Origin of the sequence: Streptomyces sp. NBC_00457, assembly GCF_036014015.1 — a bacterium.
In the GTDB taxonomy this organism is placed as follows: domain Bacteria; phylum Actinomycetota; class Actinomycetes; order Streptomycetales; family Streptomycetaceae; genus Streptomyces.
In genome coordinates, this window is sequence record NZ_CP107905.1 from 10,569,009 (window position 1) to 10,581,977 (window position 12,969).

Consider the following 12,969-nt stretch of genomic DNA (forward strand, 5'->3'; position numbering starts at 1 on the left):
AGCGCGGGGTGTGGGGGGCCGGTGGCCTGGTGTTGTGCCTGGTTTCCACGGCGGAGAAATACGGGGCGCGCGGTTTTGTATTGACAGACCGCTTGCGCTGTTTTTAGTGTTGTCGCCGCCGGACTGGCATCCGCTGATGTGCCGCGGAATGACCGGGCCAACTCGGATACAGGGCAGGGGAGTTCGCGTGGACGTCGGGGCACTGGGCACCTTGGACGGCAGGGGGAGCGTCGTCTCCGTGGCGTCTGTTGTGCCGTGTGCAGGTCGTTCGCCGCGTGCGTCGCGTTGTCCTGCGGGGGGTGCGGGAGTGAGCGGCCCGGCCGGGGGTTTCCAATTCCCGGCCGGTACGGGACGCGGGCATGACGCCGTGGATCAGTACGCCGCGGGGAGCTAGCCGGTCCGGGGCCCGTGTGCAGCGGGCCTGATCAACGTGTGTGGCGCACGAGCGGCCACAGCGCCGACCACCGCTTCGAGGCCGCGTGTCTCGACGCGGTGACCGGTGCCCGGGGCAGCAAGGACCCGGCTCGATCTCCAAGGCATGTCCTGCCTCAGCGGCGTCGCCTTGGACGTGCAGACCGCCCCTTCTTGAAGACAAGGACACAACGCATGACGACGTCCGGACGTTCTTCCGTCTCAGGCTTCTCGCCGCAGCGCAGGTCGCTGCTGATCGGTGGTGCCTCGGTCGCGGCGCTGGCCACCGTGGGTTCCACCGCAACGGCAGCCGCCGGCGCGTCCGCCGCCTCGGCAGCGGCGCCCATCGACTTCGACCTCGAGTCCGGCAACTTCATCCGGGACCTGATCGCCAGGTCCGACCGGAACACCTTCGAGGAACTCGTCGCCCCCATGGACGTGACCCTGCTGATGCGGTTCACCCATGCGACGTCGGTCGGGTGGTTCGACGCGGTGGCGCCGTACCACCCGACCGCGGTGGGTTTCTACTCCCGGCTCGGCCGCCGTCCTGCCGGCGAGGCCGCCACCAACAGGAACAAGAACATCGCCGGCCTGCACGCCACCTACCAGGTGGTCAAGGGCCTGATCCCGGACCGGCTTCCGGAGTTCCAGACCCTGTTCGAGGCGGTCGGCCTGAACCCCGGCGACGAGTCGCAGGACAAGACCAGCCCGGTCGGCATCGGCAACCTCGCCGGCAAGGCCGTCGTCGCGCACTTCCAGCGCGACGGCATGAACATGCTCGGCGACGAGGGCCGCGAGTACCACGGCCGGCCCTACGAGGACTACACCGGCTACGCGCCCGTGAACTCTGCCTACAAGCTGGTCCACCCCTCCCGCTGGCAGCCGCAGAGCGGGCCCCACCGCCGCCGCAACCTGCGCGAGGGCGCGGGCGACAAGGGCGTGTTCATCGTCCAGCAGTTCGTCACCCCGCAGATGAGACTGGTCAAGCCCCACTCCTACCAGGACCCGGGCAAGTACCGGCTCGCCCCGCCCAACCACATCGACCACACCAACATGCGCGCCTACAAGCGCTCGGTGGACGAGGTCGTGGAGGCGCAGGCCAATCTCACCGACGAGCAGAAGGTGAAGGCGGAGTTCTTCGACAACAAGCTGCTGGGCATCGGCCAGTCGGGGAAGGCGGCGGCCAGCGCGCACGAGCTGGACCTGGACGGCTGGGTCCACCTGTTCGCGACGAACTCGACGGCGATCTACGACGCGCTGATCGCCGCGTGGTACCAGAAGAACAAGTACGACGTCGTGCGGCCGTCCAGCGCGGTCCGGCACGTGTACGGCCGCAGCAAGCTGACCGCCTGGGGCGGACCCGGTGTGGGAACGGTCCGCAACATGCCCGGCAGCGAGTGGATGCCCTACCTGAACGTGGGGGACCACCCCGAGTACCCGTCCGGCTCCACGACGCTCTGCTCCGCCGAGGCGCAGGCGACACGGCGCTTCTTCGACGACGACGTCCTGGACTGGAGGCATGTCGCTCCCGCCGGCTCGACGGAGGTGGAGCGGGGGATCTCCCCGGCCAAGGACGTGGAGCTGTACTGGTCCACCTGGACCGATTTCGTCAAGGACTGTGCCATCAGCCGGGTGTGGGGCGGCGTGCACTTCAAGAAGACGATCGAGAGGTCCGTCGTCTTCGGCGAGCAGTTCGGCGATCTGGCCTACGAGTTCGTGCAGAAGCAGATCAAGGGCGACGTCAAGCACTGAGGCTCCTTGTCGGGGCGGCGGGTGCCGGTATACGGCCCGCCGCCCCGTCGCGTGCTTGGGGACCGGCGTGCGGCCGGCGACGCTCCGCGAGGCACGCCCTTCGAGCACCGCACCCCGTACCGGCTGCCGCCAGCCGCGTTGCACACAGCGTGCCGGAGCCCTCGGACCTTGGCCGCGAAGAGGTGACGAAGGGTGGCGCCCGGGTGCCGCAGCCGCTATTGTGACAGTCACTACCGAAAGAGTGCCGCCTATCTAAAAGTAGGCGACTCCCTAAAGATAGACACTCTCTCTGGAGGGGTGATGGTGGATTCGCAGAAGGCGAAGCGGTGGGCCCTCGTCGGCATCGTCGTCAGCGTGCTCGTCCTGGGGTTCGATCTGACGATCATGAACGTCGCGCTGCCGACGATGGCGGCGGACCTCGGGGCGAGCACGGGTGAACTGCAGTGGATCGTGGATTCGTACGCGGTGGTCTTTGCCGCCTGCATGCTTCCCGCGGGCCTGTTAGGCGACCGTTTCGGCCGGCGCAAGCTGCTGGTCACCGGACTGGTGATCTTCATGATCGGCAGTTGCATGGGCGTGTTCGCCGACAGCTCGGCCATGGTCATCGCTGCCCGTACGGTGATGGGCGCCGGCGGTGCGCTGATCATGCCGCTGTCGCTCGCCGTCATTCCCTCGCTCTTTGAGGGCGCGGAGCGGACGAAGGCGATCGGCGCGGTCACGGCGGGGGCGTCGATCGGCATGCCGCTCGGTCCGCTGCTGGGCGGCTGGCTGCTCGACAACTTCTGGTGGGGCTCGATCTTCGTGCTCAACATCCCGCTGGTCGCCATCGGTATCGCGGTCTGCATGCTGATCCCCGACACCCGGGATCCGTCGGCCCCGCGCGTCGACGTGTTCAGCACGGCGCTGGGTGTCCTCGGCCTCGGCGCGCTGGTGTTCGGCGTCATCGAGGCACCCTCCCGGGGCTGGGGTGACGCGCTGGTCGTGGCGACGCTGGTCGGCTCCGTGGTGCTCCTCGTCGGGCTGGTGCTGCGCGAGCGCCGGGCCGAGCGCCCGATGCTCGACCTTCGTCTGCTGGGCGACCGCGCCTTCGGCTGGAACACGCTCGTGGCCGTCCTGGCCACCCTCGTGGTCACCGGCCTGCTGTTCGTGACGCCGCAGTACCTGCAGGCGGTGATGGGCAACGACCCGTTCGGCACCGGGCTGCGGATCGCCCCGCTGATGATCGGGCTGATCGTGGTCGGGAAGCAGGCGCCGAAGCTGATGGAGCGGTTCGGCTCCCGGCCCTTGATCACCCTGGGCATGGTGCTGTTCGCCGTCGCCATGCTGCTCGGCAGCCGCACCGACGTCTCCGACGGCTACGGCTACACCGCCCTGTGGCTCACCATCACCGGCTTCGGCTTCGGCTTCGCGATGGTGCCGGCCATGGACGGCGCGATCGGCGCGCTGCCCCAGGACCGTGCGGGCAGCGGCACCGGGCTGCTCTCCACCCTGCGCCAGGTCGGCGGTGCCATCGGTGTCGCGGTCCTCGGCAGCGTGCTGAGCACCAGGTTCATCGACGGGATCGACACCGACGGGCTGCCCGCGGCGGCCGCCGACCGGGCCGAAGAGTCGGTGGTCGCCGCGCACGGTGTCGCCGACCAGCTGAGCCTGCCCCAGCTGACGGAGTCGGCGAACGAGGCCTACGTCTCCGGGATGAACACGGTGCTGCTCATCTGCGGCATCGCAGCGCTGCTGATCGCCGTGCTCGTCGCGGCCCGGCTCCCGGAACACAAGCAGCCGCAGCAGAAGAAGGAGGACGAGATGCCGGACGCCGCGGAGTTGGCCCCCGCGGACAGCAGTGGATGACAATGGCGCCCATGTCCTCCCCAGCAACTCGCCGCGCCGCCCGGTCCCCGAAGAATCCCGCCCCCGGCCAGGGGCGGGGAGCCGCAGCCGACGAGGCCGGCCTCGGCCTGCGCGAACGCAAGAAGGTGCGCACGCGCCAGGCCATCCGCGAGTCGGCCTACCGGCTCATCGCGGAGCAGGGCTACGACAGCACCACCGTCGAGCAGATCGCGGAGGGCGCGGAGGTCTCCCCGAGTACCGTCTTCCGGTACTTCGCCACCAAGGAGGACATCGTCCTCATGGCCGACGCCCTGGTGCTGGACCAGACCCTTCGTGAGCGCCCGGCGGCGGAGCCGCCCCTGGTCTCCCTGCGGGAGGCGATCGTCGGCTCGATGCGCATGCTGTCCCAGGAACTCACCGATGAGCTGCTGCTGCGGCGGCTGCAGCTCATCGGCCAGGTTCCGGCGCTGCGGGCGCAGATGCACGAGGGCATGGACCACAACGTCGAGCGTCTTTGCCGGGCGCTGGCGGAGCGGACCGGGCGGTCGGAGGACGACCTGGAGCTCAGGGTCGTGGTCGGCGCGATGGTCGGCGCACTCGCCCAAGTGATGCTGGACTGGGTCAACCGGGGCCAGGAGGGAGACCTGCTGGAGACCGTCGAACGGGCACTGGCAGTGCTGGAGCGCGGCATGACGCTGTGACGTGCCGAACCGCCGTGGTCCGGCGGAGTCGCTCTCAGGCGCCTCCCTGCTTGAGCTTGACGAGTGACCCAGGTCACTTTGAGGGCTCTTGGCATGGAGGCGTCACCCATGTCACTATTTCAGCAAGTTCTCCCTGCCCAAATTCTGTGCGGCATGGATTGAGCCCGTAGCCGCCGGCTTGTACCGGCGAGACCGAAGCCGTGCCGCGTATGGCACAGATTCTCTTCCTTGTTCAACATCCTCGTGCGGTGGCGTTTTCGCCCAGACCGCCCGGGAGCCGCGGCATGTGGCACTGTCCCGCCCGGCCGTGCCATGAGCAGGAACTGGTGAAAAACCCTTCCCGTAACCCGGTGCGCCGTACCCGGCCCAAATCGGGTCCAGCCGCAGCGGACCAGGACACCGGCGAAGGCCCCGGATACCGGCTGCGCCCGCGCAGGCCTCAATCCGCGCCCCCCGGCCTCAGGCCGGGGGCGCCGTCGGCACGGCTCGGGTGCCCGCAGGAATCGGCCCCGGCCCGAGAGAACACCATTCAAAAACAGGCGTCGGATCGATAGTGGAGGACGAATGTCGGAATCCGCCGAGTTGGCAGACCTTTACTCGGTCATCGAGGAATCAGCTCGATTGGCGAACGTAACCTGCTCGAGCGACAAGGTCTGGCCCATCATGACCGCGTACGGGGATATGCTCGCGCAGTCCGTGATTGCTTTCAGGGTAGCGACCGGCGCACGCAATGCAGGAGATTTCGAGTGCCGCTTCACGATGCTCCCCAAGGAGCTCGACCCGTATGCGGTCGCCCTGTCGAACGGTCTCATCGCGGAGACGGGCCACCCCGTAGGATCTCTCCTGGGAGAAATCCACCGGAACTTCCCCATCGGCAGCTGCGGTATTGACTTCGGTGTCGTCGGCGGATTCAAGAAGACGTGGTCCTTCTTCCCTACGGGTGGCGTTCAGTCGCTGTCCGAGCTTGCCGGCCTCCCGTCGATGCCGCGCAGCCTGTCCGAGAACCTCGACTTCTTCACGAGGCACGGCCTGGCCGACATCGTCACCTTGATCGGGATCGACTACTCGCACCGATCGGTGAATCTGTACTTCGGCAGGATACCCGCTGAATGCTTCGAGCCGGACGGGATGCGGTCGATTCTCCGCGAGATCGGAATGCCGGATCCGAGCGAGCGGATGCTGCAGCTCGGCGGGCAGGGGTTCGGAATCTACACCACTCTGAGCTGGGATTCCCCGAAGATCGAACGGATCACGTACGCCGCCATGACGACGGATCCGATGACACTCCCCGTTCAGATCGAACCAGAAATCAAGCAGTTCGTGGAAAAGGCCCCGTACAGCACCGCCGACCGTCAGTTCGTCTACGCCATCACGGCGTCGCCGAACGGCGAGTACCACAAACTGCAGTCGTACTACCAGTGGCAGCCCGGCGTACAGCATTTCCTGCTCGCATCCGACCCCGGAGCGGACGCCGGGGCACCCGCCGGCACCACCGGATAGGGCGCACGGCAGGACGCGCCACGCCCCAGCGGGCGCGTGGCGCGTCCTGCCGTGCCACAGCGCAGACGTTGCGCAGATTCTCCCCAGAAGAAATCCAGCATCTTCGACCGAACAGTTCAGATCACGCCCAGGGGGCGTCAATCAGAATACATGCGAAAGGAGGCCTGGTGTTATGCGCATCTATGGAATTATTGTATGCTCTCTCGAGAGGTTTGGCGCCTCGTTCGGGATCGCTGCATTGCGGATCTCCATAGGGGTTATCTTCCTTTGGTTCGGAGCTCCTAAGCTTTTCCCGGGAATGAGTCCAGCGGAATCACTGGTCGAGGAGACCGTAGAGCGGCTGACGTTCGGAATCATCGAAGGAGGAGCCGCTTCCCTTCTGACCGGCGGGCTGGAATCGATTATCGGGATACTGCTCATAAGCGGGAAGGCGCTCAGGCCGACGATCGTGGTGCTGCTCGGGCATATGGCGGGAACATTCACTCCGCTGTTCATCTTCCCGGAACATACCTGGAAGGGGTATGCCATCGGCACGGTTGAGGGGCAGTACATTCTGAAGAACCTGGTGCTCATCGCGGCTGCGCTTGTGGTTATCGGCCACTCGAAGTCACGGATCGGCAAGGCGTCTGGGCCGGAAAGTCCGCTCCTGGGGGTGGCCGCCCCCCGCGCCACCGGCATGTTGCCGGCCGGCCGGCAGCTTCAGCCGGTGCCCGTCCACCGGGCCGAGTCACGCCGCCCGCTGGATGTGGGGCAGGTGGAGAAATAGCCGTACCTGATCGCCGTGAACCCGGCCAGACCGTCACGGCGGACGGCCACCACCCCTTCGCCGTTGTCCCGGCGCGCCGGCGCCCGGTCCCCGACGAGCAGGCCCGCAGACGCAGGGCCTTGCGTCAGACACCGGCGCTGATCCCTTCCGTCCGCAGCCGGTCCCCTTCGTCAGCGCCGATTAACCGCTTCCCCGGTGTGAGGCGGCACTGCCGCACACGGCACCGCCTGCACCACTGCCGCACCAGGAAATCACCGGAGCCGACCGGGCGATGAAGCCGAGGAGTCCCGCCGTGCCGAACCCGAAGCTGCCCGTGTGCAACGCCGAGATGGCCTCCGCGGCCTGGGCCGAGGCCCTTGCCATGACCTGCGCCGATCCAGGCCACTGCCACAGCCCGGCCGGCGAGTTGGCCGCTGCCGCGCTGCGCACGCACGGCGCGCTGTCGACGGGGTGGGGGCGCAGTGTCCCGGTCACCGGGTGGGGGCCGGGCGGTGGCGGGGTGCGGGGGCTGGCCGTCTTCCTCGCGGTGTACGCCGCCCAGCAGGAACAGCAGGACGTGCAAAGCCCCGGTGCGGCGGTGTGAGCTGGACCGCGACTGCCCGGCGGCCACAAGTCCCCTGGCCCGTACGGGACATGTGGCTCACCCCTGCCGGGGATGGAGCCTTCGGGTGTCCTCTCCGCGTCCGCATCCGCACCCGCCCGCCCTCATCCCCCGGGGTGCGTCGACGTGTGCGGGCCGTCGGGGTGGTTGCCGTGGTCCGGCTGTGTGCGCCGGGCAGCGGCCGATGCGGGTGCCCCCGTGACCTGGCGGGACTGGAGGAGTCCGGCGGGGAACTGCGTGGCTTCGTTGCGGCACCGGGATGCACCGGGATGCACCGGGATGTCAAGGGAGGAGAGCCGGTGTGAGCCGGGCCGGGGAGTCCGGGGAACTGCGTCCGCCGCTGATCGCGAGCGTCCACCGGATACCGGGCAGCGAGAGCGAGGCGCAGGAAGCGGTCCGGGAGGCCTGGCTGTGCTGGGCGGCTTCCCCGGCGTATCCCTCCCTCGCCCAGGGCTTGCCCGGCCGCCGTGGTCACCCTCCACGCAGCCGGACGCGCCGGGGGGACGGTGGGAGGAGCAGCTGGCCTGGTGGGCCAAGGCGTCGAGGGCCGTGGCTGGGGCCTGGGCGTGCCGGATGCCCGGTCCAGGGGGCGGCAGGGCCGGCCGATGTGATCGCTGGACGTGTGCTCGAGGACGCCGGGGGCGGCGTCATCGTGGCGGCGGGGCCCGTGAGGGCGAGGCCGTGAAGCCGGGCGAGGCGAGCGGGCACGGGTGGACAGTGCCGCCCCGGACCCGGCAAGCCGGTACCTGCCCGGCAGCCCCGGTGCCCCCCGGTCTCGTTCCGTGCAGGACGTCTTCCGACTGACTTGAACTCTGCTGGAAGGCAAGGGGTGTTGGTGCCCGGTGGCCGGTGATGCTCCCGGCCTCTGGGGCGATAAATACGGGGCGTGCGGTTTGGTATTGACAGACCGGCTGTCCTGTTTTTAGTGTTGTGGCCGCCGGACTGGCATCCGTTGACGCCTGCGGAGTGACCGGACCGCTCGGGCACGAGACAGGGGGAGTTCGCGTGAACGTCGAGGTGCTGGCCATCTCGGACGGCAGGGGGAGCGTCGTCTGTGTGGCGCCCGCGGTGCCGTGTGCTGGTCGTTCATCGCGTGGTTCGTATGGTCTTGCGAGTGGTGCGGGAGCACGTGGCCGGCTGGTGGGTTTCGGTTCACCGGCCGGTTCAGGAAGAGCGCAGAACGCCGTGGATCAGTACGTCGCAGGGAGCTAGTCGGTCCGGGGTCCGCGTGCAGCGGGCCTGATCAACGCTGTGTGGTGCAAGACGCAGTGCTCTCAGCCGCTTCGGGGCCGCCTTGTCTCGATGTGGTGAGGGGTGCCCGGGACAGCAAGGGGCCCGGCTTGATCTCCAGGGCATGGTCCGTTCTCAGCGGCCTCGCCTTGGACGTGTAGACCTCTCCTTCTTGAAGAAAAGGACACAACGCATGACGACGTCCGGACGTTCTTCCGTCCCCGGCTTCTCGCCGCAGCGCAGGTCGCTGCTGATCGGTGGTGCCTCGGTCGCGGCGCTGGCCACCGTGGGTTCCACCGCATCGGCAGCCGCCGGCTCGTCCACCGCGGCGGCGGCGCCCGTCGACTTCGACTTCGATACCGGCAACTACATCGAATTCTTCCAGCCCAGCGACGAGAACGCCGGCCAGTCGCCCGCAGCGGCCGTGTTCGCCCCGATGGACGTGACCATGTTCCTCTGGGTCAACCACCTGACGACGATCGCCTGGTTCGACGCGGTGGCGCCGTACCACCCGACCGCCGTCGGCGTGTACACCCGGGTCGGCCGCCGTCCCTCCAGCGAGTCCGCCACCAACCGGAACATGAACATCGCCCTCATCCACGCCACGTACCAAGTGGCCAAAGCCGTGGTGGCGGAGCGGGTGCCGGCCATCCGGCAGCTGATGACCACGCTCGGCCTGAACCCCGACGACGAGTCGGAGAACCCGACCAGTCCGGTCGGCATCGGCAACCTCGCCGGCAAGGGCGTCATCGCGGCCCGTAAGCGGGACGGCATGAACATGCTGGGCACCGAGGGCGGCCGCCGGTACAACCCCAGGCCCTACGCGGACTACACCGGCTACCGGCCCGTGAACACCGCCTTCGAACTGGTCAACCCCTCACGCTGGCAGCCGCAGGTGACCACTCATCGCCGCCGCCTCGGTGCGGGCTTGGGTGACATGGGCATCTTCACCGTCCAGAACTTCATCACCCCGCAGATACGCAAGGTCAAGCCCTACTCCTTCAAGGACCCGAGCCGGTTCGAGCTCGCCCCGCCGCTGCACATCGACCACACCCGGCCCCGCGCCTACAAGCAGTCGGTGGACGAGATCCTGGAGGCCTCCGCCAATCTCACCGACGAGCAGAAGGTGATGGCGGAGATCATGGACAACAAGGTGTGGGGCATCGGCCACTCGACGATCTTCATAGCGCGGCGCCACAACCGCGAGCTGGGCGTGCACGGCTGGGCTCACTTCTTCCTCACCCACCTGCTGTCGACGTTCGAACCGCTGATCGTCGCCTGGCACCAGAAGATCAAGTACGACGCCGTGCGGCCGATCAGCGCGGTCCGGCACGTGTACGGCAACCGCCGGGTGACGGCCTGGGGCGGCCCCGGCCAGGGGACGGTCAACGACATTCCCGCCAACGAGTGGATGCCCTACCTGAACGTGGGGGACCACGCCGAGTACCCGTCCGGCTCCACGACCATCTGCTCCGCCGAGGCGCAGGCGGCGCGGCGCTTCTTCGGCGATGACGAGCTGGACTGGCGATTCACCGTCAAGGCCGGCTCGACGCTGGTGGAGCCGGGGCTCTCTCCCGCCCGCGACCTCGAAATCTACTGGCCCACCTGGACCGAGTTCGTCAAGGACTGCGCCGCGAGCCGGGTGTGGGGCGGAGTGCACTTCCGCAAGACGGTCGAGCGGTCCGTCGAATTCGGTGAGCAGTTCGGCGACCTGGCCTACGAATTCGTGCAGCGGCACGTCAAGGGCGAGGTCAAGAACTGACCGTACTGCGGCGGGCGGGCGCCGGCACACGGCCCGCCCGCCGCAGCGGCGGACACCCCCGGTCACCGTCCGCGCCCTGCTCCCGGCCGGCGCCGGGCCGGGAGCGAAGGGGCAGGCACCGCCTGTTGGTGAGCGGGGCAGCGCTCGCCATACGGCCGGCCGCCTAGCCGGCCGCAACAGCACCCCGGGGCGCCGCGAAACCGGGCCCGGGGTGTGCGCTGCCGCAGGTGCGGGCCGGAGCCTGGCGGGCCCGGGCTCTCCCGGTCCGGTCGCCGGCCGGCGGTTGCCGGGTCCGAAACGACGGTCGCGGACGGCCGTTCCCGGTGGCCGGACCGTGGCCGGATCCGCGCCGGATCATCGGTGTGTGTGCAGGTCGAAGACCTGGTTCGGATGTCCGCTTCACCGTGCGGGTGATGCCGCTGCCTGTTTCCGGACGGCTCAGGCGCGCCCGCGGGGGACCGTTCCTAAAGACTGAGTGGGAGTGAGTCCTGGTGCCAGGACTCATGCTCAGCCGGGTGCCCCGAACGGTGCTGGGCACCCTGGTTCCCCGCTTTCGCTCCACCGCCGGGCGGCGCGCATCCGGTGGGTGGTCCGGGCAGGTGGGGGCGGGGTTCCTCACGCCTTCGGGTCTCCGGTCGGGCCTGGACGGTCCGATGCCCACCGCGATCACTCCGGTCGGGGTGGGGCGGTGCCGTCCGTCGCCGGATCGGATGCCCGAGGGCGCGTCGCCCGACCGCGATGCTTGCCGCATCGTGCCGGGAAATCTGTCGCGTTGGAGTGGTCAGGGGTTTCTGCCAGTGCTGGGCACCCCACCGACTGGTGTACGCCGGATCCACCGCGACGACGGCGATGTCCTGTTCGGCGGCCATCGAGATCAGCCGGGCCTTGAGTCTGGCGGTGGGGAGGCGGGAGAGCAGGCGGCGGAAGCGCTTGTTGCGGCCGTGCTTCTCCCGGCCCTTCTCCGTCGCGAAGTCGAGGTCCTCGATGGCGATCGCGGTGGCCCCGCAGCGTTGGGTGTGGTGCAGCAGCCGGGTCAGCGCATGCCGGATCTGGGCGTCCCGGTGGTCCGCGCTGCCCGAGAGGTCGTAGAAGAAGCGCTGTGGCTCCCCGACCGGGTTGCCGTGCCCATCGAGGTGCCAGGCGGCCAGGTGGTCGTCGTTCATGTCCACTCCCACCACCCCGCGGGCCAGCGCCGCCTGCAGCGGCAGGACCGGGGTGGCGGCGCGCTGCCAGGAGGCGGTCACATACCAGCGGCCACGGAGAACGTCGTGGTGGAGGCGGTAGGCCACCGCCCGGTTCGCGGTGATCCGGTCGCGCCACTCCTGCCCGCGATGCTGGAACCGTACGGTCGCGTCGAGCACGTACCGGCCGTGCGGGGCGTTGGCCCGGTGGGCCAGCTCGACTGGGAGCTTGAGGGAGAGCTGTCCGGTGTCGGTGACGCGGATTGTTTCGTTGCCGAACCGCTTGCCGGACTCCCCGTCCGCGGCCAGGAACATCCGCGCCGCCTGCCAGCGTGCCCGCCAGTCCTGTTCGCTCAGCCCCGCCGCCTGCAGGTGGTGACGGGTGTTCGCGAGTTGCTTGCCGCCGCGCACCACGCGCACCCGGCTCGCCGCCCAGTCCCCTTCCGCTACCGCCAGCCGGTCCTGCAAAGCGTGCAGGCGGCGGGACTTGGCATGCCACTCGGCACGGGAGGCATACCCGCGGGCCAGCCCTTCCCGCTTGTCCGCCTTGGCGCCCAGCGGGCGGGCCAGCCGGGCCTCGATGGCGGCGATCTGCCCGCGCAGCCAGGTCAGGTGGGCGGCCTGGCCGCGCCTCGCCAGCGCCCACTGGTCGTGGCTGGCCCTGGTGATGCTGCCCGCCCAGCGCGCCGATGACTTCCCCGTCAGCTCCCGCTTGCGCACCGCCCACCCGGCCGCATCGTGCGCCAGCCCCTGCCGGGACCGCTCCGCGAGATCACCCGCAGCCAGCGAACCAAGGAAGACACCGACCTCGGCCAGCACCGCCGCATCCGACTCGCTCACCCGCAGCCGGTCCCGGATGGCCACCCCGGCCGGACCGGGCGCCACGAACGACGCCGCCAGCTCCCGCAGCCCGCCCACCCGTTCACCCCTGCCCGGTCGAAGATCCGTCACGGCAGTCAACGAGCACCACCCGCAAAGGTCACCCATTCGACCCAGGAACTCCAGTTCCCCTCCCGACGAACGGAGACCGAGAACGCACCCCGAGGCAAGGAAGACCGTCCCCGCGCAGGCGCCGGGCGGCAGCCAGCCACATCCGGCCCCGGCACTCACTCACATTCACCAAAAGTCACTCCCGCTCAGTACACCGGCAGCAGTTCCCAACCCCACCCGCACCGGCCCGTGTGACCCACCTCATACCCGGCTCCTGTCAGGAATCGCTGCGCTGTCCCGCTCAAGGGGGC

The 12,969-nt window shown here is 69.1% G+C and carries 8 protein-coding genes; 7 read left to right on the forward strand and 1 reads right to left on the reverse strand.

All coding sequences use genetic code 11. The features are described 5' to 3' along the window. Window positions 1-606 precede the first annotated feature (606 nt). The 7 genes from OG828_RS48250 to OG828_RS48280 all read left to right on the forward strand — a co-directional run bounded on the left by OG828_RS48250 (window position 607) and on the right by OG828_RS48280 (window position 10,547). Window positions 607-2,163 (forward strand): vanadium-dependent haloperoxidase, encoded by a 1,557-nt coding sequence (locus tag OG828_RS48250; protein WP_328499770.1) that lies wholly within the window; start codon window positions 607-609, stop codon window positions 2,161-2,163. A 300-nt stretch (window positions 2,164-2,463) separates the two neighbouring features. Beyond that, window positions 2,464-4,008 carry an MFS transporter gene (locus tag OG828_RS48255; RefSeq protein ID WP_328436294.1) on the forward strand — a complete coding sequence of 515 codons (1,545 nt, stop codon included), beginning with the start codon at window positions 2,464-2,466 and terminating at the stop codon, window positions 4,006-4,008. Window positions 4,009-4,019: 11 nt separating this feature from the next. Next, a complete protein-coding gene (locus OG828_RS48260) occupies window positions 4,020-4,688 on the forward strand; it encodes a TetR/AcrR family transcriptional regulator (protein WP_328349252.1) in 669 nt (222 codons plus the stop codon). Window positions 4,689-5,252: 564 nt separating this feature from the next. Continuing rightward, window positions 5,253-6,188: an aromatic prenyltransferase gene (locus OG828_RS48265; RefSeq protein ID WP_328499769.1), complete on the forward strand. Its 936-nt coding sequence runs from the start codon at window positions 5,253-5,255 to the stop codon at window positions 6,186-6,188. A 172-nt stretch (window positions 6,189-6,360) separates the two neighbouring features. Next, window positions 6,361-6,954: a DoxX family protein gene (locus tag OG828_RS48270; protein ID WP_328499768.1), complete on the forward strand. Its 594-nt coding sequence runs from the start codon at window positions 6,361-6,363 to the stop codon at window positions 6,952-6,954. Between the two features lie 292 nt (window positions 6,955-7,246). Then, window positions 7,247-7,537, forward strand: coding sequence for a hypothetical protein (locus OG828_RS48275; protein WP_328499767.1), 291 nt, complete (start codon window positions 7,247-7,249; stop codon window positions 7,535-7,537). 1,441 nt (window positions 7,538-8,978) lie between these two features. Next, window positions 8,979-10,547: a DUF6851 domain-containing protein gene (locus OG828_RS48280; RefSeq protein ID WP_328349247.1), complete on the forward strand. Its 1,569-nt coding sequence runs from the start codon at window positions 8,979-8,981 to the stop codon at window positions 10,545-10,547. A gap of 464 nt (window positions 10,548-11,011) precedes the next feature. Here OG828_RS48280 and OG828_RS48285 read toward each other — a convergent pair whose 3' ends face one another. Then, on the reverse strand, window positions 11,012-12,679 hold the full coding sequence (locus tag OG828_RS48285; RefSeq protein ID WP_328499766.1) for a transposase: 1,668 nt from the start codon (window positions 12,677-12,679) through the stop codon (window positions 11,012-11,014). Window positions 12,680-12,969: the final 290 nt, after the last annotated feature.

What these genes read in the sequence shown, in the direction of transcription:
- OG828_RS48265 (WP_328499769.1), top strand. Translation starts at nt 5,253, where the DNA reads ATGTCGGAATCCGCCGAGTTGGCAGACCTTTACTCGGTCATCGAGGAA.
- OG828_RS48280 (WP_328349247.1), top strand. Translation starts at nt 8,979, where the DNA reads ATGACGACGTCCGGACGTTCTTCCGTCCCCGGCTTCTCGCCGCAGCGC.
- OG828_RS48250 (WP_328499770.1), top strand. Translation starts at nt 607, where the DNA reads ATGACGACGTCCGGACGTTCTTCCGTCTCAGGCTTCTCGCCGCAGCGC.
- OG828_RS48255 (WP_328436294.1), top strand. Translation starts at nt 2,464, where the DNA reads ATGGTGGATTCGCAGAAGGCGAAGCGGTGGGCCCTCGTCGGCATCGTC.
- OG828_RS48270 (WP_328499768.1), top strand. Translation starts at nt 6,361, where the DNA reads ATGCGCATCTATGGAATTATTGTATGCTCTCTCGAGAGGTTTGGCGCC.
- OG828_RS48260 (WP_328349252.1), top strand. Translation starts at nt 4,020, where the DNA reads ATGTCCTCCCCAGCAACTCGCCGCGCCGCCCGGTCCCCGAAGAATCCC.